Origin of the sequence: Streptomyces sp. MspMP-M5 (genome assembly GCF_000373585.1) — a bacterium.
GTDB lineage: Bacteria > Actinomycetota > Actinomycetes > Streptomycetales > Streptomycetaceae > Streptomyces.
In genome coordinates, this window is the sequence record NZ_KB891880.1 from 106,887 (window position 1) to 127,763 (window position 20,877).

Consider the following 20,877-nt stretch of genomic DNA (forward strand, 5'->3'; position numbering starts at 1 on the left):
CAGTGCGGGCCCCTGCCGGGATCTTCCCGGTTTCACCAAGGCTACGCCAAGTCCGCCCAGGTCACGGCCTGTCGGGAAGCGGCGGAAGGGTAGACGGCAGATCCCGTAGCGGTTCGCGGACCCGCATCGCGAACCACGCAACCCTCGACAACCACCGCACCTCCGAAAGCGCCCCACCCCGGGGAAAGCGCCCTACCCCGCTATGCCCTCACCCTTGCCGCTCCGCCGGCGGGACGTCTCCCCTTGCGGGGACTTCTCCCACGGGTACGTCGGCCGGGTGCGCGCGTCCCGGGCGGTGATCGCAGGCGCCTCTTCCCCGACCGGCCCCCATGCGAAGCCCTTCTCCCCCGAGCCCGACCCCGACCCCGAACCGGAGCCCGAGCCCGCCCGCGAGCCCGAACCGGCACCCGAGAACGCCCCCGTACCGGCACCGGCCCCGCCGCCGACCCCAAACCCGCCCGGCGCCCCCTCATCCGTCCAGTGCCGCAAGGCCCCCGCCTCCATGTCGATCTGGTCGCTCAGGGCGGCCAGATCGTCGTCGGCGAACTTGCGGGCCCGGTCGCGGGCGGCCCAGCGGAGCGATTCGGCGGAGTGCGTGATGCGCTCCAGGCGTTCGCGGAGTTCGGGGAGGCGGTCGGCGATGGCGGCCTTGCTGGGCTCGCGCTCCAGGCGGTGGAGTTCGTCGTCCAGCTCGCGGCCGTGCGCGCTGAGCCGTTCGAAGAGGCGGACCGCCTCGGCGAGCGAGGCGTCCTCGGAGGAGGCGCTGCGCAGGACCTCCTGAGTGGCGCGCATGGACGTGCGCAACGAGAGCCGCAGTTGGGCAAGTTCGCCGACGACTCCGGGCTGGGTGAACTGGCGCGCCCGCAGGGTGGTGTCCTCGACCGTCCGCCGGGCCTGGGCGACCTTGCGGTCCACCCCGCGCTTGGCCGCCTGGACCGCCTTGACCGTGACGAACACCCCGGCGGCGACGAACAGCACGAAGAGCAACCCGATGACGGCGACGGCGGCTTCCATGGGCACTCCCCTGAGGTGTCGGCGGCGCCGGATCCCCGCCGGCGCCTGTCCCTCCACCGTAAACGCGTCGGGCAGGTCGCGGGTTCCAGACGAACCCCCAACCTGCCCGTAGGGGAAACCACCTATACGCGCGCGGCACACCGTCCCCCGGCCGCCGCACAAGCCGCCAAAAGACCAGGTCAGAGGCGGCTCATGCCGGAATGGCGACTCAAGCCGGAAGGCTGCTCACGCCGGAGAGGCCGCTCACGCCGGAACGATGTTCACCAGCTTCGGTGCCCGGACGATCACCTTCCGGACGCCCGCGCCGCCCAGCGCCGCGACCACCGCGGGCTCGGCCAGCGCCGCCGCCTCCAGGTCCGCGTCGGAGATCGACGGCGCGACCTCCAAGCGGGCCTTGACCTTGCCCTTCACCTGGACGACGCAGGTCACCGTCTCGTCCACGACGTACGCCGGGTCGGCCACCGGGAAGTCCGCGTGGACGATCGTGTCGGTGTGGCCCAGCTTGCGCCACAGTTCCTCGGCGATGTGCGGCGCCAGCGGGGCGATCAGCAGCACCAGCCGCTCCGCGACGGTGCGCGCCACCGGGCCGCCGGCCTTCGTCAGGTGGTTATTCAGCTCGGTGATCTTGGCGATGGCGGTGTTGAAGCGCAGGTTCGCCATGTCCTGGGTGACGCCGTCGATCGCCTTGTGCAGGGCCCGCAGCGTGGCCTCGTCCGGCTCGGTGTCGACGACGGTGACCTCGCCGGTCGCCTCGTCGACCACGTTGCGCCACAGCCGCTGCAGCAGGCGGTACTGGCCGACGACGGCCCGGGTGTCCCAGGGCCGGGAGACGTCCAGCGGTCCCATCGCCATCTCGTACAGCCGCAGGGTGTCCGCGCCGTACTCGGCGCAGATCTCGTCCGGCGTGACGGCGTTCTTCAGGGACTTGCCCATCTTGCCCAGCAGCCGGGAGACCTTGCCGCCCTCGTAGTAGAAGACGCCGCCCTCGTGCTCCTCGACCTCGGCGGCCGGGACGGCGATACCGCGGGCGTCCCGGTAGACGTACGCCTGGATCATGCCCTGGTTGTACAGCTTGTGGAACGGCTCGGCGGACGAGACATGCCCCAGGTCGTACAGCACCTTGGACCAGAAGCGGGCGTACAGCAGGTGCAGCACGGCGTGCTCGGCGCCGCCCACGTACAGGTCGACACCGCCGTGCGGCCGGTCCTCGCCCGGGCCCATCCAGTACTGCTCGACTCCCGGGTCGACCAGCGCGTCGCCGTTGTCCGGGTCGAGGTAGCGCAGCTCGTACCAGCAGGAACCGGCCCAGTTGGGCATGGTGTTGGTCTCGCGCCGGTAGCGCCGCACCCCGCGGCCGTCGCCCAGGTCCAGCTCGACGTCGACCCAGTCCGCATTACGGGACAGAGGGGTCTCGGGCTGAGTGTCGGCGTCGTCCGGGTCGAAGGTGCGCGGCGAGTAGTCGTCGACCTCGGGGAGTTCCAGCGGCAGCATCGACTCGGGCAGCGGGTGCGCCACGCCGTCCTCGTCGTAGACGATCGGGAACGGCTCGCCCCAGTAGCGCTGGCGGCTGAACAGCCAGTCGCGCAGCCGGAAGTTGACGGTGCCCTCGCCGATGCCGTTGGCGGACAGCCACGCGGTGATCCGCGCCTTGGCCTCGGGCACACTCAGGCCGTCCAGCGAGACGGTGTCGCCGCTGGAGTTGACCAGCTTCGCGTCGTTCGAGCCGAAGGCGTCGTCCCAGGTGGCGGTGTCGGTGCCGCGGCCGTCGGTGGGCTCGACGACGCAGCGCAGGGGCAGCTCGAAGGCGCGGGCGAAGGCGAAGTCACGGCTGTCGTGTGCCGGGACGGCCATGATCGCGCCGGTGCCGTAGCCCATCAGGACGTAGTCGGCGATGAAGACCGGGATCTGCTCGCCGCTGACCGGGTTGGTGGCGTGGACGCCGGTGAAGACACCGGTCTTGTCCTTGGCCTCGGCCTGCCGCTCGACGTCCGACTTGGCGGCGGCCTGCTTGCGGTAGGCGGCGACGGCCTCGGCGGGGGTGGCGTGGCCGCCGGTCCACACGTCGTGGGTGCCCGCGGGCCAGGCGTCGGGGACGATCGAGCCGGTGCCGTTGTCGGAGCCGGCGATCAGCGGGTGCTCGGGCGCCAGGACCATGTAGGTCGCGCCGAACAGGGTGTCCTGGCGGGTGGTGAAGACGGTGATCTTGTGGGAGTCGCCGACCGGGAAGTCGACCCGGGCGCCCTCGGAGCGGCCGATCCAGTTGCGCTGCTGGAGCTTGATGGCCTCCGGCCAGTCCAGTGCGTCCAGGTCGCGCAGCAGCCGGTCCCCGTAGGCGGTGATCCGCATGTTCCACTGGCGCAGCTTGGACTTGAAGACCGGGTAGTTACCGCGCTCGGAGCGGCCCTCGGCGGTGACCTCCTCGTTGGCCAGCACCGTGCCCAGTCCGGGGCACCAGTTCACCGGGGCGTCCGAGGCGTACGCCAGGCGGTACTCGCCCAGGACGTCGGCGCGCTCGGTGCCGGACAGCTCCGCCCAGGGGCGGCCGTCGGGGGTGGGCCGGGTGCCGGCCTCGAACTGGGCGACCAGGGTGTCGATCGGCCGCGCCTTGTCCGCCTCCGGGTCGTACCAGGAGTTGAAGATCTGCAGGAAGATCCACTGGGTCCACTTGTAGTACGCCGGGTCGATGGTCTCGATCGAACGGCGCTGGTCGTGGCCCAGGCCCAGGCGGCGCAGCTGGCGCCGCATGTTGACGATGTTGGCCTCGGTGGAGACCCGCGGGTGGGTGCCGGTCTGCACGGCGTACTGCTCCGCCGGCAGGCCGAAGGCGTCGAAGCCCAGGGTGTGCAGGACGTTGTGGCCCGTCATGCGGTGGTAGCGGGCGTAGACGTCGGTGGCGATGAAGCCCAGCGGGTGCCCGACGTGCAGCCCCGCACCCGAGGGGTACGGGAACATGTCCATGACGAACTTCTTGGGACGGGCCACCGCCTCCGGGTCGCCCGCCAGCTTCCCGCTCGGGTTGGGGGCCTCGTAGGTCCCGTCCGCCTCCCAGAAGTCCTGCCAGCGTGCCTCGATGTCGGCGGCCAGCGCGGCCGTGTAGCGGTGCGGCGCTGCCACCTCGGTGGGGGTACCGCCCGCGCCTTCGGCAGCGGGGGAGGAAGTCGTCTCGCTCATCGTCCTCAAAGCTCCATCGATCGTCTCGCCTGCGGCTGCCGCGGACACGGTTTCCGTGGAAACAAAAATGCCCCTCGCTCAGGAGGGGACGCCGCGCCGATTCCGACCCGGGCGGCCACAGCGAAGGGCCCGGTCGGGACTGATCAGCGCGGCCCGCTAAGCAGAAGGCGTACGGCACACATGGCGCCAGGGTACCGCAGGGCACACAGGGCCCGCGCCCGGGATTCCCCGGCGCGGGCCCTGTCCTGCTATCCCCCCTCCCCTACCGCCGCGTCCATGAAGTCACGGCGCGGCTCGGGGACGCCCCTGGCTCAGGGACGGTAGGAGCTGACGTATCCGGCCCCCGGGGAGCCGACGCCGGTGACGTCGTCGTAGCCCACGGTGGCGTGCAGCGAGCTGTCCTTGCCGAGGCTGCGCAGCGAGGTGATGGTGCCCTTGCTCGCGTCGATGCCGTTGGCGAAGTCCACCCGGACGACCGCCAGGTCACGGCCGGCACCCAGCGGGTGGTCGGTCACGTCGTGGTAGGCCGAGGTGCCGTACCGCTGGTAGATGGCCGGGTTGGCGAAGCCGATGGCGATGCCGTGCCGGGCCTGCTGGGCCAGCGCCTGGACGCCCGCGATCACCGGCGCGGCCAGGGAGGTGCCGCCGATGCGGTACTCCTCGTAGCCGAGCTTGCCGTTGGGCAGGGTCTGGGTCTGGCCGACCAGGAAGCCGGTGTTCGGGTCGGCGACGGCCGAGATGTCCGGAACGGTCCGCATGGCGCCGGCGCCGTTGGCCTTGGCGAGCGTGTCCGGGACGACACCGCGCTGGTAGAAGGGCTGCGCGACGGTCTTGCTGGTGCCGCCGCCCGCGCCCCCGTTGAAGGCGCCGGGGAAGTCGGTCCAGTCGTTGCCGTCCTTGGAGAGCACCGACTTCTGGGTGCCCCAGCCGGTCTCCCACTGGTAGCTGTTGCCCTTGCCGACGGCCAGGGCGGTGCCGCCGACCGCGGTCACCCACGCGGAGTTCGCCGGGGTGTCCACCTGCTTGGTGCCGGTGTTGGCGACCTCGTCACCGTTGTCGCCGGAGGAGAAGTAGAAGCCGATGCCCTCGACGGCGCCGCGCTGGAAGAGCTGGTCGTAGGCGGCGGCCACGTCCGGGGTCTCGTTGGCCTCGATGTCGCCCCAGGAGTTGGAGACGATGTCGGCGAGCCGCCCGTCGACGACCTTGCCGAGCGAGTCCAGCAGGTCGTCGTCGTTGCAGGAGGCGGCACCGACGTAGACGATGTCCGCGGCGGGGGCGACCGCGTGCACGGCCTCGACGTCGAGGGTCTCCTCGCCGTACCAGCCGGCCGCCTTGCACTCGTCGATGTGCGTGTAGCCCTTGGGCAGGACCTGCGACAGCTGACCCTTGCGGTAGTGCGGGTCGCCGTTGCGGCCGGCGTAGGTGTCCGCGTCCTTGGCGATGGTCGGCGAGGCGTAAGCGTCGGTGATCGCGACGGTGACGCCCTTGCCGGTCCAGTTCTTCGCCCCGTAGGCGGCGCGCAGCTGCTTGCCGGTGTAGCCCTTGACCGCGTACGGCGCCTTGCTCCCGTAGGCCGAGGGCAGGTCCTTGTCGGTCCGCGAGCCGTAGTACGTGGAGAACGGCCCGGCGTTGCGGAAGACGGGGGACGGCGGCGGGAGTTCGGCGGAGTGGTGCCGGGCCATCCGGGGCGCGTTGTCCAGGCCGGTGACCGTCAGGACCGCGTCGGAGAGGGCCGCGGGCGCGGAGGCGGTGGCCGACGGCGCGTGGTAGGTGTGGCCGTTCTTGCGGTAGTTGTGCAGGTCGGTGGCGAAGGCCCGCTCGGCGGCGGCCGCGTCGCCGGTGACCGTCACATAGCGGTCGGTGGTGCCGGTGACCGTCAGGCCGGACTTCTTCAGCCAGGCGGTCACCCTGGCTATCTGGTCCGGCGTGGCGCCGTAGCGGGTCTTGACCTGGGCGGCGCTCAGGTATTTCCCGTACGCGGCGGAGTGCGGGTCGGATACGGCCTTGGCGTAGTCCGCGAGGCCCTTGGCGTCGCGGCCGGCCAGGTAGACCCGGGCGTCGACCCGGGCGCTGTCGGCGGTGGTGCCCTGGTCGGCCTGCGCGGTCGCCCACTTCGGCTTGGTGCCCTGCAGCGCGTGCCGGCCCCCGTCGTGGCCCGCGGCGTCGGCGGCCGGTGCGCCGAGCGCGAGCGCTCCGGCGACCATCGGCAGCGCCGCGGTCAAGGCCAGACCGGCGCGGACGCGCGGTGATCTGGTGCGGCTTGCTCTCATGTAACCCCCTGCTGTGGCGATGCGGTGCGCTGCGGGGTGACGCGGCGCCGGTGCGCCGGTGCGCGACACCTCATCAGCGGTGAATGCGCCGGATGTGACGCTCACGCGATTCGCCACTCTTTCGGTGAACCGTTCATGTCAGGGTTATGCGAACACCAAGAAGAGACCAAAGAACCGCCAGGAGCGGGCGGAAGCGGTCGCGAAAGGGCCGTCCAACTCGCCGAATGCGACAGGTTGTTGACCGGATATCAGGGCAACCCCGAAAGGCCCTCTGCGGTGCGCCGATCCCCGTAAACGCACGACAGAGCGGGCCGTCCGCTACGGACGACCCGCTCTGCCTTCTGTGGAGCTAAGGAGAATTGAACTCCTGACCTCCTGCATGCCATGCAGGCGCTCTACCAACTGAGCTATAGCCCCAGGTCCTGATCCGCTGCGGTTTTCCTTCCGGCTCCCCGCTGCGGCATCGCCTACATTACACGGACCCCCCGGCCTTCTGCCAAATCGCCTACCCGCCCCCGGCCACCACCCCTAGGCCCCTCGGGCCATAGCGCCCCCGCAGGCCCTCCGGTGGGACCCGGGGTACTGTCGGCGAGCCGTGCCCGATTCGTCCAGGGGAGCCGTACGCCGTGACCGCGCTGGAGCCGGACCAGCCCATCCACCCTCGCGGGCCGCGCCCCCGCGCGGGCGTGATCCGCCGCCACCCGGTGGGCGCCGCGGCGCTGGCCTGCCTGCTCTCCTTCGCCGCCTTCTGGGTCGCGCAGCGGCTGGCGCACGTCTCGATGGTGGACCTGATGGTCTACCGCGCCGAGGGCGAGACCGCCCGCGACGGCAAGGCCCTCTACGACATGGTGGCCACCTCCGCCCGGCTGCCCAACACCTATCCGCCCTTCGCCGCGCTGCTGTTCGTTCCGCTCACCTTCTTCGGCGTCCCGGTGATGCGCACACTGGCCACGGCGGGCAACCTCGTCCTGCTCGTCGCCGTCGTCCACCTCTCCCTCCGCCTCGTCGGCCGGCCCCGGCGGGTGCCTCCGCTCGCCGCGACGCTGGCGCTCTCCGCGCTGCTGGTGTGGTGCGAGCCGGTCTGGACGACCCTGCGCTACGGGCAGATCAACCTCCTGCTCGCCGTGCTGGTGCTGTGGGACCTGACCCGCCGGGACAGCAACCGCTGGGCCGGCCTCGGCATCGGTATCGCGGCCGGAATCAAGCTGACCCCGGCACTGTTCGCCGTCTTCCTCGCCCTGGCCGGGGCGGTCCACGCCGTCCGGCGGCTGCGCTCCGGCGCCGGGTGGCGCGCCGCCTGGAACCCCTGGCTGCGGCAGGCCGCCGTCGCCACCGGCACCTTCGGCGCCACCGCCCTCCTCTCTGCGGTCGTGCTGCCGCGCGACTCGCACCGCTTCTGGACCGAGATCGTGTTCGCCGCCGACCGGGTCGGCGAGGTGGAGATCACCGCGAACCAGTCACTGCGCGGCGCCCTGGCCCGGCTGCTGCACACCCACGACCCAGGCACCGCCTGGCTCGTCCTGGCCGGGCTGGCGGCGGTCGCCGGGCTGGCGCTGGCCGCCGGGGCGCTGCTGCGCGGCGAGCACGCCTGGGCGACCCTGGCCTGCGCGGCCACCGCCCTGCTGATCAGCCCGATCTCCTGGTCGCACCACTGGGTGTGGGGCGTCCCGATGCTGATCCTGCTGGGCTCCGAGGCACTGCGGCACACCGGCCCCGCGGCCCGCCGCTGGTGGGCGACGACCGGGACGATGGGGCTGCTGTTCTGCTCGTTCGCGCTGTGGTGGGTGCCGCACCGCTGGCACCAGCACGAGGAACTCCACCAGAACGCCGGGCAGATGCTGCTCTCCGCGATCTACCCACTGGCCGGGCTCACGCTGCTGGTGCTGACCGCGGCCCGGCTGCGGCGGCCGGCCGGTGCGGGCGCGATATCCGAGCCCGCGACGCGGCCGGAGGCCAGACCCGAGCCCCTGGCCGGTACGGCGTCCGGCCCCGCCGCCCCCTCCGGGCCTCCTCGCCCGTGACCGGCCGCGCCACCGCTCGTCCGCTGCTTGCCCCCGTCATGTCCGCTGCCATGTCCGCCCTCGCCTTCGACCGCCTCACGCGCCCGTCTCCGGTACGCGCTGCCACGGTCCGTCCGTACGCCGCCGGCCGTTCCGGCAGCGGTTCCGACGGCCGTCCCACCAGCCGTCCTGACACGTGAACGCCCCGCCGTTCCAAGGGAATTCCGGAACACCGGAAGTGATCGAAAGTGTTCGCTCTCGCCCAACGCGGCAGGGAAAACGATCGATTGGCGACGACCCCGGGCGGTCCGGTCTCGCTGGCCGGACCCAACTCAGGCCGTGGCGAAGGAATAGAACCGTTTCAGCGTGCAGTGCTCGTCCAGGAGCCGGCCGTAGATCGGCTCCCCTTCGAGCTCACGGTAGGTCTCGATGGGGTCGCCCTTTATGACCAGGGCGCGCGCGCATTCCTCGCACCAGTACTGGTAATCGGCGTTGACCGGTTCCATGTCCCGGACGATCGGGGTGCCGCTGCCGCACCAGTCGCACTTCCTGCTGTGGGCGCCCATCGATCAGCTCCAACTGTGGCCGCAGGCCGTACAGACGAAGGAAACACCGCCGTTGTCGCCCAGCACCTGCGCGACATGGGAGGAACCGCACGAGGGGCACTGGAGAGCTACCCCCCCGGCGGCGCACGCGGCAGTGGGGGCGGGCAGGCCCTCGGCCTCCCCAAGGATGCTCGTGGGCATCGCGATCTCTCCTCCCCTGGCGGCGCCGTCCGATTCTGCCACGGACCGCCCACCGGGTCAGGCCCGCCCGCGCGGCGCCTCCGCCACCCCGTCGAGCGCTCCCGCCCCACTCGGCGCGCGAACGGCCCACCCACGGCGCCGCAACGCCCCGCCAGGCCCCGCCACGCCCTCCGGACCCTCCGCGCGGACGGCCGTGGAGTACCCCGGCCAGACCGGCTCGCCGGCGACGAGCCGTGAGGAGCCGGCGAGGAGCCGGTGAGGAGCCGGTGAGGACCGCGAGCGAACCCCAGCCGGGAACCAACGCCGCGGGCCCCGGAGTTCACCATCCGGTCGTCGGCCGGACCGGCCGCCCGCGGCCCGCGGCCCGCCCGTAAAGCCCGCGCGGCTCTGGAGCGGAGAGGGAAGCCCGGCGAGCCCGGCGGCATCGCGTCCAGGGAGAGCCGAGAGCCGAGCATCCCGACGGAGTGACGTAGCGCACAGCCGGGTCGGCGGCTGACTGTGAACGCCCGGCCGCCGGTGCGACATCCGGCCGCAACGCGAAGATCCCCACCTCCCGAGGGAGGCGGGGATCTTCCGGATTGTGGAGCTAAGGAGAATTGAACTCCTGACCTCCTGCATGCCATGCAGGCGCTCTACCAACTGAGCTATAGCCCCTGGTCTTGCTGCGGTTCCTTCGGGGTTTCCCCCGCGTTCCCCGCGAACAAGAAGAACTTTAGCCTGCGACCTGCCCGGATGTGAAATCCGATCCCGGCGGCGCTGCCCCCAGGGCTCAGGCGTCGTCGCCGAGCACCGGTTCCGGCAGGGTGCCGGCGTTGTGCTCCAGCAGCCGCCAGCCCCGTGCGCCCTCGCCCAGCACGGACCAGCAGCAGTTCGACAGACCGCCCAGGCCCTCCCAGTGGTGGGCCTCCAGGCCGAGCAGCCGGCCGATGGTGGTACGGATGGTGCCGCCGTGGCTGACGACGACCAGCGTGCCGTCGTCGGGCAGCTTGTCGGCGTGGTGGAGGACGACCGGGGCGGCTCGGTCGGCGACCTCGGTCTCCAGTTCGCCCCCGCCGCGGCGCACCGGCTCACCGCGCTTCCACGCGGTGTACTCCTCCCCGTGGCGCGCGAGGATCTCGTCGTGCGTCAGGCCCTGCCAGACGCCGGCGTAGGTCTCCCGCAGCGCGGCGTCGTAGGAGACGTCCAGCCGCGTCAGGGCGGCCAGCTCGCCGGCCGTCGCCATGGCCCGGCGGAGGTCGGACGCGATGATGGTGTCCGGGCGCAGCGCGGCCAGCAGCCGGGCGGCCCGGCGGGCCTGGGCGAGACCGGTCTCGGTCAGCTCGATGTCGGTCGAGCCCTGGAAGCGGCGTTCCAGATTCCAGGCCGTCTGGCCGTGGCGCCACAGGACGATGCGACGGCCACGACCGCCCTTGCTGCCGTTCAGCGCGCGTCTCCGTCCTCGTCCACGGCGGTGGTCCGGGCGTGCTCCGCGGCCTTGCCGCGGGTGGCCTTGGCGTCCTCCGGGAGGTCGATCTCCGGGCAGTCCTTCCACAGGCGCTCCAGCGCGTAGAACACCCGCTCCTCGCTGTGCTGGACGTGGACGACGATGTCGACGTAGTCGAGGAGCACCCAGCGGGCCTCGCGGTCGCCCTCGCGGCGGACGGGCTTGGCGCCGAGGTCCTTGTTGAGGCGTTCCTCGATCTCGTCGACGATCGCCTTGACCTGGCGGTCGCTGGGCGCGGAGGCCAGCAGGAAGGCGTCGGTGATCGAGAGGACGTCGCTGACGTCGTACGCGATGATGTCGTGCGCGAGCTTGTCGGCGGCTGCCAGGGCGGCGGCGTTGATGAGTTCGAGGGAGCGGTCCGTGGCGGTCACAAGCGGCTTTCCGGGTCGGTGGGGCCGCTGCCGGCCGGGACGCGGGACGCGCGGCGGGGCCGCGGCGCACCTGCGGTCCTGGGCGGCCGGAGCGGCGTCAGGTACCCCTTTAGGGTCTCACGGACCACCGACACTCCCGGCGGGCATTTCCGCCCCGCCGGGAGGTGACCGCATCCTGCCTGGTCAGCCCTTGTAGTCCTGGCCCAGGACGACCGCGATGTCGGCGTTGTCGGCGACCTTGCCCTGCCGGACGGCGCCCGCCGGCAGGCCCAGCGTCTTGGCGACCTCCCCGGCCTTGGCCCGCTGCGCGGCGTCCCCGTACGTCACCTGGGAGGTGGCCGTGGTGCCGCCGCTGCCGCCGTCGACGAAGGTGTAGCCGCCGTTGAGCAGCGCGACCTGGGCCTTGCCGGTGGCGGCCTTGTCGCCGGTGGCGTTGCGGACCGCGACGCGCGGGGTCGCGCCCGGTGCGGTCTTCTTGACCGTGCCGCCCAGGATGTCCTTGACGGCGCCGGCCGCGGTGTTCTGGGCGATGGTCCCGTCGGCCTGCACCGGGAGCACCTCGGTGTCGTACTTGCCGGTCTTCGCCAGTTCGGCCCGCTGGGCCAGCGAGCTGCCCAGCTGGGCCTCGGTGAGCGGCGGGTCGAGGATCTGGAGCAGCGACTTCACGGTGGCGGTGGCGCCGTCCGCGTCGCTGGAGACCTTCTTCAGGGTGGCCTGCATGACCTGCCCGAACCGCGCCAGCTGCTTGGTCTGGGTGTCCCCGGGGCCCTGGTAGGTGGCGTAGGCGACGGCGGCCTGCCCGTTGAGGAGCTGGCCGGCGCCCTGCTTGACGGCCGGGGTGCCGCCCTTCTTGTCACCGGGGACGGCGGTGTCGGTGTCGACGGTGATCCCGCCGACGGTCTCGACGAGGTTCTCCAGGTAGGGGGTGTCCAGCCGCCAGCTGGCCTTCAGGTCGGCGCCGAGGAGGGTGTTGAGGGCCTCCCGGGTGGCGTCGGTGCCGTCGTCCTTGACGGACTTGCCGAGCGTCGTCGTGGTGCCGTCGTCCTTGGTGACGATGAGGTTGTTGGGCAGGAGGAGGGTGGTGCCCTTGTGGGTGGTCTCGTTGTCCACCAGGAGAGCGGTGGAGCTGTTGCCCGTCTTGGTGTCCCGGAGGTTCACCACGAGGACGTCGCGCTTCTGCCCGCCGGCCTCGGCGGCGGTGCCGCCGCCCGCGCCGGACAGCCCCGGCAGCTTGCCGGCCCACCACAGATAGCCGACGCCGCCGGCCACCAGGAGGGCCAGGACGACGGAGAGGGCGATCAGGCGGCTGCGGCCGCGACGTTTCGCCTCCTCGCGCCGCTCGGTGCGGCTCTCGGTGAACTTCAGCCAGTCGATGACGTCTTCGGAGTCCTCGTCCGGATCCTCGACGAACGCGAACTGCTCGGTGTGGTACTCCTCCCCCGGAACCCCGGCACTCCCGCCGGCGGTCCTACCGGCGCTCTTGTCAGCCCCGTCGGGCGCGGACGGCTCCTCGGGGGCGGCCGTCGGTGCCGCGGCGGCCTGACCGGTGTGCGGCCGGCCCTCCCCGTAGGGGTCCTGCTCGTACGGCGGCTGCTGGGCCTGCTGCGGGATCCAGCCCGTCTGGTGGGGCGGCTGCTGCTGGGGCTGGGCGTACGGGTCGTACTGCTGGGGGTAGCCGGTCTGCTGCGGTACCTGCCGGCCGTAGCCGTCGTAGCCGTACTCCTGCTGCCCCTGCCCCTGGTACGGCTGCTGGGCCGGCGGTGCCTGGCCGCCCTGCGGCCCGTAGGGGGCATAGGGGTCGTAGGAACCGGGCGCGCCCGGGGCGACCGGCTGCCCGTAGGCGTCGTACTGCTGCTGCCCGTACTGCTGTTGCTCGTACTGCTGCGCCTGGTACTGCTGCGGCGCCTCGTGGGGCACCGGCCGGCCGTACGCGTCGTAGGCGTAGCCCTGTTCCGGCTGCCCCTGCTGCGGGGCGTACGGGTCCTGGGCATACGGGTCCTGCGGCCCGTACGGATCGTGTCGGTCGCTCACCGGCGCCCCTTTCCGTCTGCCCCGTCAGCGGTCGTCGCGGTACAGCTGCTTTTTGTCGATGTAGCGCACCACACCGTCCGGTACGAGGTACCAGACCGGATCCCCCTGGGCGACGCGCGCCCGGCAGTCGGTCGAGGAGATGGCCAGCGCGGGCACCTCGACCAGGGACACCGCCCCCTCGGGCAGCCCGGGGTCCGCGAGGACGTGGCCGGGCCGGGTCACCCCGATGAAGTGGGCGAGCGAGACCAGTTCCGCCGCGTCGTGCCAGGTCAGGATCTGGCTGAGGGCGTCGGCGCCGGTGATGAAGAACAGGTCCGCGTCGAGGTGCTCCGCCCGCAGATCACGCAGCGTGTCTATCGTGTACGTCTTGCCGCCGCGGTCGATGTCGATACGGCTGACGGAGAACTGAGGGTTCGACGCGGTCGCGATGACCGTCATCAGATAGCGGTCCTCGGCCGGCGACACCGTCTTGTGGCTCTTCTGCCACGGGTGCCCGGTGGGCACGAAAACGACCTCGTCGAGGTGGAACTGGCTGGCCACCTCGCTGGCGGCGACCAGGTGTCCGTGATGGATCGGGTCGAATGTGCCGCCCATCACGCCCAGCCGCCGCTTCACAGGCCCTGTGTGCTCTCCCATGCGAGCAGACCCTACTTGGCGGGACGCGGTCCCGGCTGCCGGGTCCGGAAGGCTCAGCGGTCGCGGTTGAAGCGGGTGGTGATCCAGAGCAGGAGAAGCAGGATGAAAAGGGCGCTGCCACCGGTGAGGTAGGGGCTCAGGCTTTCGTGCTGGCCGCCCTTCTGCCCGGCTTCGGCGAGGGTGACCAGGGACTGTGCGGCAGAGTGCAGGCTCATCGTTGGCGGGACCAATCCGGGCGGGGTTCGGACAAGGCTTTCCGCCACATCGTAAGCGCCACGTCACCGCGGGCTCACGCCGACTCCTCCTCGAAGGCGCCCGGCCGACGTCAGGGCCCCTTCCCGGTGCGGTGTCGGTCCTGCCGGTGCGATGTCCGGTGCGGTGTTCAGTCCTGGTTGCCGTAGCCGCGCAGCAGGATCCAGGCGAGCAGCACGGCGCCCAGCACACCGACGATGATCACGGTGCGCAGGATCCAGCCGGGGCCGCTGTCCCTGGAGGTCTCGGCGACGGCGAGCAGCAGGCTCGGATGCGGCATGACGATGGCTCCCTTTTGTGCGGGCCTGACGGGGACTGGTCCGCTCGCCAGCGTACGCCCGGGCATCCATTCGGCTGTCAGCGGCGTCCTCTAGGCTGAATCACACGCAGTCGAACAGGGGGAGGCCCCAATGACGGAGAGCCCAGACAGCGACGCGAACGTACCGGGCCGGAACCGCAAGCGGTTCCCCGGAATCTCGTCGCGGTCCTACGAGCACCCGGCGGATCGCTCGGCGCTGGTCGCGCTGCGCAAGCTGAGCGGGTTCGACACCGTCTTCAAGACGCTCAGCGGTCTGCTGCCGGAGCGCAGCCTGCGGCTGCTCTTCCTGTCGGACTCGGTCCGCGTCGGCGACCAGCAGTTCGCCCACCTCCACGCGATGCTGCGCGACGCCTGCTACATCCTGGACCTGGAGAAGGTCCCGCCGATGTACGTCAATCAGGACCCGCAGCCCAACGCCATGTGCATCGGCCTGGACGAGCCGATCATCGTGGTGACGACCGGCCTCGTCGAGCTGCTCGACGAGGAGGAGATGCGGGCCGTCATCGGCCACGAGGTGGGCCACGCCCTCTCGGGGCACGCGGTGTACCGCACGATCCTGCTGTTCCTGACCAACCTGGCGACGAAGGTCGCCTGGATCCCGCTCGGCAATGTCGCGGTCATGGCGATCGTGACGGCGCTGCGCGAGTGGTTCCGCAAGTCGGAGCTGTCGGCCGACCGGGCGGGCCTGCTGGTCGGGCAGGATCTCCGGGCGTCGATGCGCGGCCTGATGAAGCTGGCCGGCGGCAACCACCTCCACGAGATGAACGTCGACGCCTTCCTCAAGCAGGCCGAGGAGTACGAGTCCGGCGGCGATCTGCGCGACTCCGTGCTGAAGATCCTCAACGTCCTGCCGCGCAGCCACCCGTTCACCACCGTCCGCGCCGCCGAGCTGAAGAAGTGGGCCGAGAGCCGCGACTACCAGCGCATCATGGACGGCCACTACCCGCGCCGCGACGAGGACAAGGACGCCTCGGTCTCCGACTCCTTCCGGGACTCCGCGGCGCACTACGCCGAGTCGGTGCGCACCAGCAAGGACCCGCTGATGGGTCTGGTGCGCGATATCGCGGGCGGCGCCGGGGACTTGGGCGGCAAGCTCCGCGACACCGTCTTCGGCTCGCGGTCCGGCGGCACGGGCGGAGCGGACGGCGCTAGCGGATCGGACGGCTCGGGGTCGGCTGGGAAGTAGCCGAAAGCCGGCCGCAGAGCGCGGCGTCGGCCCGGCCCCGGGCGTAGGGGTCAGTGCCGGCGGGCCGGTCGGGGCCGGCGTGCTGCCCGGCGAGCAGCGGGTGCAGCGTGCCGGCCGGGTCGGCGGAGCAGCTCAGCGGCCCGGCCTGGAGGCTGCTCTGCACGACGGACAGGCGGTGGTCGGCGAGGTCGTCCCGGCCGATCCGGAAGTGCATCTCGCGCCGGACGGTGACGAGCGAGGCGGCGCCCGGCGTCGCGGTGCCGGTGTGCTGCCCGGCGGCGTCCCGCGGGGCTCCCGGTGCCGGCTGGACGGCGTAGACGAAGGTGTAGTCGGCGGCCACGTCGAGGGTGTCGGCGCTCACCTCCGTGGCGCTCAGGGTGCCGTCGACGCGGACGTCGCGGTCGGCGAGCGTGATCTGCTTCGGGTCGAAGCGGACGAGCCAACCGGTCGCCGCATCCCGGCCGTTGTCGTCGGGGTGCGCCAGGCTCCGGTCGAACTGGTCGAGTTGGCCGGTGTCCAGCAGCAGTCTGACGGGGCGTACGGAGCCGCCGGTGAGGGTGGCCGGATCCACCGACGAGCGGACGAGGTAGTCCTTGGCGATGCTCATCGCGGTGACGATCTGGCCGTCGGAGAAGTGCGCGGTGCGCTGGACGGTGGGGAGGTTGATGCCGGCCGCGCCGATGCGGTAGCCGGCGGCCGGGCTGTGCGCGAAGAGGTCCGCGGGGGTCGCTCCCGGGACGGTGCCGGACGGCGCCAGCGGCACCACCGAGGACCGCAGCGGCTGGGCCGGGGCGGGCTCGGGGGTCTTGTACGGGTGGCGTATGCCCATGTAGACGGCGGTGCCGAAGGCCAGCACGATCAGCAGCACCAACAGGACCGCCTGGCGGGAGCCGCCCGGCCGCAGCCAGGCGTGGCGGGTCTTCACCGCCGGTGCGTGGTGCTCGCCCAGTCGCTCGTCGGCGGAGAACTCCTGCAGTCGCGCCGCGCGGACGAACCGCTCGTCGAAGACCACGGATCGGTACTCGTCGTCACCGCCTCCCGGGGCGCCGTCGGGCGTCCCTTCGGGAGGGTCACCAGGCCCGGTCATACAACAAGGGTAGGTCTGACGGGGCCGACGTAAACGCCGGAGGACGCCGCGATTTCGGGTCAGTGCGACCCGGAGCCGGCGGAGAAGGACGGGCGCAGCGGCTCGGCGGGAGCGCCGGGGGTGGGCACCCCGGGGCGGGGCGTGCCGAGCGCGTCCCGGCCGCCCTTGGGGGGCGTGCCGGAGGCCGGGGCATCGACGCCGGTGGAGCTGGCCGGGGCGGGGCTCTGGGTACGGCCGGCGGCGCCGCGGTAGACGGCGCTGAAGGCCAGCGCGACCAGTCCGACGCCCATCACCACGGCCAGCACCCAGGCGATGGGGCGGTGCCAGCGGGCGGCGCCGCGGTAGGGGCGCAGGGATCCGCCGTAGGGACCATAGGCGCCATAGGGGTCGTCCGGGCCGAAGCCGTCGCGGTCGTCGGGGCGCTCGGCGAGATCGTCGTGGTCGTAGTCGTCGTCCGGGCCGAAGCCGCCGCCGGGGCGGGCGGCCGCCTCGGCCTCGGCGCGCGCCTCGGCGGCGGCGAGCATGCGCTCGACCGCCGAGGGTTCGTGGATCGTCGCGGCCCGTACGAAGTCCTCGTCGAAGACCACGGAAGCGAACTCCTCGTCCGCTCGTCCGTGGCTCCCGTGGTGGTGCTCGTCGGGCTCTTCGCCGTCCGGGAACGGCGTGCCCCCCGCGTCGTCCGGCACCCGTCCAGGGTAGCCCCGGCGGGGCCTTTTGGGCAGGGAGAGAAGCGACCGGACAGCGGCGTGAACGGGGCCGTGCGCGGGGTGGGTCAGCGGGTGTGGCCGTCGCCCGTGACGATGTACTTCGTGGACGTCAGCTCCGGCAGTCCCATGGGGCCGCGGGCGTGCAGCTTCTGGGTGGAGATGCCGATCTCGGCGCCGAAGCCGAACTGGCCGCCGTCGGTGAAGCGGGTCGAGGCGTTGACCGCGACCGTCGTGGAATCCACCAACTGGGTGAACCGGCGTGCGGCCGCCTGCGACCCGGTGACGATGGCCTCGGTGTGGCCGGAGGACCAGCGGCGGATGTGCGCCACCGCGGCGTCGAGGTCGGGCACCACGGCGGCGGCGATGTCGTAGGAGAGGTACTCGGTCGCCCAGTCCTCGTCCGTGGCGGGGGCGACGAGGCCGGGGCCGGCCTGCTGCCAGGCGGCGTCGCCGTGCACCACCACGCCGGCCTGGGTCAGTGCCTCCAGGGCGCGCGGCAGGAACTTCTCGGCGATGCCGGCGTGCACCAGCACGGTCTCGGCGGCGTTGCAGACGCTGGGGCGCTGGGCCTTGGAGTTGACCAGGATGTCGATCGCCATGTCGAGGTCGGCGGCCTCGTCGACGTAGACGTGGCAGTTGCCGGTGCCGGTCTCGATGACCGGGACGGTGGACTCCTCGACGACCGTGCGGATCAGGGCGGCGCCGCCGCGCGGGATGAGCACGTCGACCAGACCGCGGGCCCGCATCAGCTCGCGCACCGAGTCGCGGCTCTCGCCGGGGACCAGCTGCACGGCGTCGGCCGGCAGCCCGGCGCTCTCCACGGCGCCGCGCAGTACGTCCACCAGCGCGCTGTTGGAGGCGTAGGCGGAGGAGGAGCCGCGCAGCAGTACGGCGTTGCCGGACTTGAGGCAGAGGGCGGCGGCGTCCACCGTCACATTGGGCCGGGCCTCGTAGATGATGCCGACGACGCCGAGCGGGACCCGGACCTGCCGGAGGTCGAGGCCGTTGGGCAGGGTCGAGCCGCGCAGCACCTCGCCGACCGGGTCGGGCAGCGCGACGACCTTGCGCACGTCGTCGGCGATGGCGGCGATCCGCTCGGGGGTGAGGGTGAGCCGGTCCACGATCGACTCGGAGGTGCCGGCGGCCCGGGCCGCCTCGACGTCCCGGGCGTTGGCCGCGACCAGGGCGTCGGTCTGCGCGACCAGGGCGTCGGCGATGGCGAGCAGCGCCCCATCGCGGGCCGTGCGCGGCAGCGGGGCCAGGACGGCGGCCGCCTCCCTGGCGCGGCGGGCGGTGTCGAGGACGGGCGAGGACTGGGATGCACTGCTGGTCATGGCCGCAGCCTAACGCCGCGCCGGGCGGCGGCCGCGCCGGATTCCACAGAGCGGGACGCCGGTCGCACCGGCGGTGCGGGCTGTGGACGGCCCCGCGGGCCGCCGCGGTACGGCGGGCGGGTCAGTACGGATGGACGCCGACCGGCGAGGCCGGCGGCGGACCGTAGCCCTCCGCGACGCGCTGGTGGTAGGTCTCCCGGTCGATGACCTCCAGGCCGACGATCTCCCAGGGCGGCAGCTTGGCCGTCGAGCGGTGCTCGCCCCACAGCCGGAGCGCGACCGCCGCCGCGTCGTGCAGGTCCCGGGCCTCCTCCCAGTAGCGGATCTCGGCGTGGTCGTTGGCGTAGCGGCTGGTCAGCAGGAAGGGGTGGTCGTGGGCGAGCTGTTCGAGCGCCCGGCGGACCTCCTTCAGCGGGGCCTCGGCGCCGGAGACGCTGAGGGTGACGTGCCACAGCCGGGACGCCTCCCGGCGCTCGGCCTCCCGCGGCCGCGGTGCCGTCCGCTCCCGCTCCGTCCGCCGGCCCTCCTCCGGCCGGGCGGCGGGCGCGGCGGTCCCGACGCTGGTCAGTGCGCGCTCCGCCGTCCCTCGGGCCGGAGCCCCTGGGCGCCCTCGTGTCACCGGCGGCCTCCTGTGATGCGAATCGCTCCGTCCCCTGGGGGCGGAGCCGACTGGTGCGGTCGTCCTTCGGCGTCTGCGCTCGCGTACTGCGGCGCCCCTCAACAAAGTTGACCAGTCCGCGGCGGCTCGCGGGGCGGTTTTGCCGAAGGTCCTCGGTGAAGGGCTGATGAAGGCCGGCCCCGTACGGGACCGCGCCGGCGCCCCTCGGGGGCGGGTCAGTGGTGCAGCAGCACCAGGTCGTCGCGGTGCACGACCTCGCGCTCATACGCCGGTCCGAGCTCGCGGGCCAGATCCCTGGTGGAACGACCAATCAATCGGGGGATTTCGCGGGCGTCGAAGTTGACGAGCCCGCGGGCGACCGCGCGGCCGCCGGCGTCCCGCAGCTCGACCGGGTCCCCGGCGGCGAACTCGCCCTCCACGGCGGAGATCCCGGCCGGCAGCAGCGAGGAGTTCCGTTCGACGACGGCCTGCACGGCACCGTCGTCCAGGACCAGGGCGCCCTGCGGCGTGGAGGCGTGCGCCAGCCACAGCAGCCGGTCGGCGGAGCGGCGGCCGGTGCGCAGGAAGTGCGTGCCGGTGTCGGCGCCGGCCAGCGCGTCGGCGGCGTGCACGGCGGAGGTGAGGACGACCGGGATGCCGGCCGCGGCCGCGATCCGGGCCGCCTCCACCTTGGTGACCATGCCGCCGGTGCCGACGCCGGACCGGCCGGCGCTCCCGATGGAGACGCCCTCCAGGTCGCCGGGGCCGGTGACCACCGCTATCCGGGACGTGCCGGGGGTGGACGGGTCGCCGTCGTAGAGGCCGTCCACGTCGGAGAGGAGGACCAGCAGGTCGGCGCGGACGAGGTGGGCGACGAGGGCGGCCAGCCGGTCGTTGTCGCCGAAGCGGATCTCGTCGGTGGCGACGGTGTCGTTCTCGTTGACGATCGGCACCGTCCCCATGGCCAGCAGCTGGTCCAGGGTGCGGCAGGCGTTGCGGTAGTGGGCCCGGCGGCTGGTGTCGTCGGAGGTGAGCAGCACCTGGCCGACCCGGCGGCCGTAGCGGGCGAAGGAGGCGGTGTAGCGAGCGACCAGCAGGCCCTGACCGACGCTGGCGGCGGCCTGCTGCCGGGCGAGGTCCCGGGGACGGCGCTCCAGCCCCAGGGGGGCGAGGCCGGCGGCGATGGCCCCGGAGGAGACCAGCACGATCTCCTTGTCCTGGTGCTTGGCCAGGACGTCCACCAGAGCGTCGACCCGGTCCGCGTCCAGTCCCCCCGCGGCCGTGGTCAACGAGGACGAGCCGATCTTCACCACGATCCGGCGGGCGTCTTCCACGTCCTGCCTTGCCCCTGCCACCTGCGTACCCCTGTGCTCGCGAACCCTTGGCCGTACGGGAAAGCCGTACAGCCGCAATCTACGGCAGCACACCGGGCGGACGCTCCGCCATATCGCCTGGCGGACGCGCCGGCGGACATCCGGGCCCGCCGAATCCGAGGAAGGGCGTAAAAAATTAAGACGGCTATTGACACTCGAAGGTTGCGTTCGACTGGTCCGTTTCGCGGCGAAGAGCGCCACAGCAGATTGTCACCAAGGCCGGCAAGGTCATACGGTCGGGTGTCCGTCGGTCCCGTTTCGTCGCCTCGGCGGTGTCGCAGCGCGGGACCTGGCCACCG

17 protein-coding genes and 2 tRNA genes are annotated in these 20,877 nt (G+C 72.4%); 2 read left to right on the forward strand and 17 right to left on the reverse strand.

What is annotated here, in order from left to right; genetic code table 11:
* Nucleotides 1–192: 192 nt before the first annotated feature.
* The 4 genes from B073_RS0110330 to B073_RS0110345 form a co-directional block, all read right to left on the reverse strand.
* Nucleotides 193–1,014 carry a hypothetical protein gene (locus B073_RS0110330; protein WP_018538021.1) on the reverse strand — a complete coding sequence of 274 codons (822 nt, stop codon included), beginning with the start codon at nt 1,012–1,014 and terminating at the stop codon, nt 193–195.
* Nucleotides 1,015–1,257: 243 nt separating this feature from the next.
* Nucleotides 1,258–4,185: a leucine--tRNA ligase gene (locus tag B073_RS0110335; protein ID WP_018538022.1), complete on the reverse strand. Its 2,928-nt coding sequence runs from the start codon at nt 4,183–4,185 to the stop codon at nt 1,258–1,260.
* Nucleotides 4,186–4,496: 311 nt separating this feature from the next.
* Nucleotides 4,497–6,455 carry a S53 family peptidase gene (locus B073_RS0110340; protein WP_026247242.1) on the reverse strand — a complete coding sequence of 653 codons (1,959 nt, stop codon included), beginning with the start codon at nt 6,453–6,455 and terminating at the stop codon, nt 4,497–4,499.
* A 344-nt stretch (nt 6,456–6,799) separates the two neighbouring features.
* A tRNA-Ala gene (locus tag B073_RS0110345) sits at nt 6,800–6,872 on the reverse strand.
* A gap of 209 nt (nt 6,873–7,081) precedes the next feature.
* Here B073_RS0110345 and B073_RS0110350 point away from each other — a divergent pair.
* On the forward strand, nt 7,082–8,476 hold the full coding sequence (locus tag B073_RS0110350) for a glycosyltransferase 87 family protein (RefSeq protein ID WP_018538024.1): 1,395 nt from the start codon (nt 7,082–7,084) through the stop codon (nt 8,474–8,476).
* A gap of 311 nt (nt 8,477–8,787) precedes the next feature.
* On the opposite strand, the gene B073_RS0110355 is transcribed toward B073_RS0110350, so the two are convergent.
* From B073_RS0110355 to B073_RS47105, 8 genes are all read right to left on the reverse strand, one after another.
* Nucleotides 8,788–9,021 carry a hypothetical protein gene (locus B073_RS0110355; RefSeq protein WP_018538025.1) on the reverse strand — a complete coding sequence of 78 codons (234 nt, stop codon included), beginning with the start codon at nt 9,019–9,021 and terminating at the stop codon, nt 8,788–8,790.
* Nucleotides 9,022–9,782: 761 nt separating this feature from the next.
* A tRNA-Ala gene (locus tag B073_RS0110365) sits at nt 9,783–9,855 on the reverse strand.
* 115 nt (nt 9,856–9,970) lie between these two features.
* Nucleotides 9,971–10,624: a histidine phosphatase family protein gene (locus B073_RS0110370; protein WP_026247243.1), complete on the reverse strand. Its 654-nt coding sequence runs from the start codon at nt 10,622–10,624 to the stop codon at nt 9,971–9,973.
* Nucleotides 10,621–11,055 (reverse strand): ribosome silencing factor, encoded by a 435-nt coding sequence (gene rsfS / locus B073_RS0110375; RefSeq protein WP_018538028.1) that lies wholly within the window; start codon nt 11,053–11,055, stop codon nt 10,621–10,623. The genes B073_RS0110370 and rsfS overlap by 4 nt, the downstream gene beginning before the upstream one ends.
* A gap of 183 nt (nt 11,056–11,238) precedes the next feature.
* The gene (locus B073_RS0110380; protein ID WP_018538029.1) at nt 11,239–13,086 is read right to left on the reverse strand and encodes an LCP family protein; all 1,848 of its coding nucleotides are present in this window, start codon (nt 13,084–13,086) and stop codon (nt 11,239–11,241) included.
* Nucleotides 13,087–13,110: 24 nt separating this feature from the next.
* Entirely contained in the window at nt 13,111–13,722 is a 612-nt protein-coding gene (gene nadD / locus B073_RS0110385; RefSeq protein WP_026247244.1) for a nicotinate-nucleotide adenylyltransferase, read from the reverse strand.
* 53 nt (nt 13,723–13,775) lie between these two features.
* The gene (locus tag B073_RS47100; protein ID WP_018538031.1) at nt 13,776–13,937 is read right to left on the reverse strand and encodes a hypothetical protein; all 162 of its coding nucleotides are present in this window, start codon (nt 13,935–13,937) and stop codon (nt 13,776–13,778) included.
* A 167-nt stretch (nt 13,938–14,104) separates the two neighbouring features.
* On the reverse strand, nt 14,105–14,254 hold the full coding sequence (locus B073_RS47105; protein WP_018538032.1) for a hypothetical protein: 150 nt from the start codon (nt 14,252–14,254) through the stop codon (nt 14,105–14,107).
* Between the two features lie 130 nt (nt 14,255–14,384).
* On the opposite strand from B073_RS47105, the gene B073_RS0110400 reads away from it, so the two are divergent.
* Nucleotides 14,385–15,479 carry a M48 family metallopeptidase gene (locus B073_RS0110400; RefSeq protein WP_018538033.1) on the forward strand — a complete coding sequence of 365 codons (1,095 nt, stop codon included), beginning with the start codon at nt 14,385–14,387 and terminating at the stop codon, nt 15,477–15,479.
* Here the strand turns inward: B073_RS0110400 and B073_RS0110405 are convergent.
* The 5 genes from B073_RS0110405 to proB all read right to left on the reverse strand — a co-directional run bounded on the left by B073_RS0110405 (nt 15,442) and on the right by proB (nt 20,560).
* Nucleotides 15,442–16,566, reverse strand: coding sequence for a hypothetical protein (locus tag B073_RS0110405; protein ID WP_026247245.1), 1,125 nt, complete (start codon nt 16,564–16,566; stop codon nt 15,442–15,444). The two genes, B073_RS0110400 and B073_RS0110405, sit on opposite strands and share 38 nt — an antisense overlap.
* A gap of 59 nt (nt 16,567–16,625) precedes the next feature.
* Nucleotides 16,626–17,252: a hypothetical protein gene (locus tag B073_RS0110410; RefSeq protein WP_018538035.1), complete on the reverse strand. Its 627-nt coding sequence runs from the start codon at nt 17,250–17,252 to the stop codon at nt 16,626–16,628.
* Nucleotides 17,253–17,338: 86 nt separating this feature from the next.
* Nucleotides 17,339–18,607, reverse strand: a complete 1,269-nt coding sequence (locus tag B073_RS0110415; RefSeq protein ID WP_018538036.1) for a glutamate-5-semialdehyde dehydrogenase — start codon at nt 18,605–18,607, stop codon at nt 17,339–17,341.
* A gap of 121 nt (nt 18,608–18,728) precedes the next feature.
* A complete protein-coding gene (locus tag B073_RS0110420) occupies nt 18,729–19,226 on the reverse strand; it encodes a hypothetical protein (protein WP_018538037.1) in 498 nt (165 codons plus the stop codon).
* Nucleotides 19,227–19,441: 215 nt separating this feature from the next.
* On the reverse strand, nt 19,442–20,560 hold the full coding sequence (proB, locus tag B073_RS0110425; protein WP_086023773.1) for a glutamate 5-kinase: 1,119 nt from the start codon (nt 20,558–20,560) through the stop codon (nt 19,442–19,444).
* Between the last annotated feature and the right edge of the window lie 317 nt (nt 20,561–20,877).

Excerpts from the sequence above, each read along its gene's own strand:
- B073_RS0110330 (WP_018538021.1), bottom strand. The coding sequence starts at position 1,014 with ATGGAAGCCGCCGTCGCCGTCATCGGGTTGCTCTTCGTGCTGTTCGTC.
- B073_RS0110335 (WP_018538022.1), bottom strand. The coding sequence starts at position 4,185 with ATGAGCGAGACGACTTCCTCCCCCGCTGCCGAAGGCGCGGGCGGTACC.
- B073_RS0110340 (WP_026247242.1), bottom strand. The coding sequence starts at position 6,455 with ATGAGAGCAAGCCGCACCAGATCACCGCGCGTCCGCGCCGGTCTGGCC.
- B073_RS0110355 (WP_018538025.1), bottom strand. The coding sequence starts at position 9,021 with ATGGGCGCCCACAGCAGGAAGTGCGACTGGTGCGGCAGCGGCACCCCG.
- nadD (WP_026247244.1), bottom strand. The coding sequence starts at position 13,722 with ATGGGAGAGCACACAGGGCCTGTGAAGCGGCGGCTGGGCGTGATGGGC.
- B073_RS47100 (WP_018538031.1), bottom strand. The coding sequence starts at position 13,937 with ATGAGCCTGCACTCTGCCGCACAGTCCCTGGTCACCCTCGCCGAAGCC.
- B073_RS47105 (WP_018538032.1), bottom strand. The coding sequence starts at position 14,254 with ATGCCGCATCCGAGCCTGCTGCTCGCCGTCGCCGAGACCTCCAGGGAC.
- B073_RS0110400 (WP_018538033.1), top strand. The coding sequence starts at position 14,385 with ATGACGGAGAGCCCAGACAGCGACGCGAACGTACCGGGCCGGAACCGC.
- B073_RS0110405 (WP_026247245.1), bottom strand. The coding sequence starts at position 16,566 with ATGACCGGGCCTGGTGACCCTCCCGAAGGGACGCCCGACGGCGCCCCG.
- B073_RS0110415 (WP_018538036.1), bottom strand. The coding sequence starts at position 18,607 with ATGACCAGCAGTGCATCCCAGTCCTCGCCCGTCCTCGACACCGCCCGC.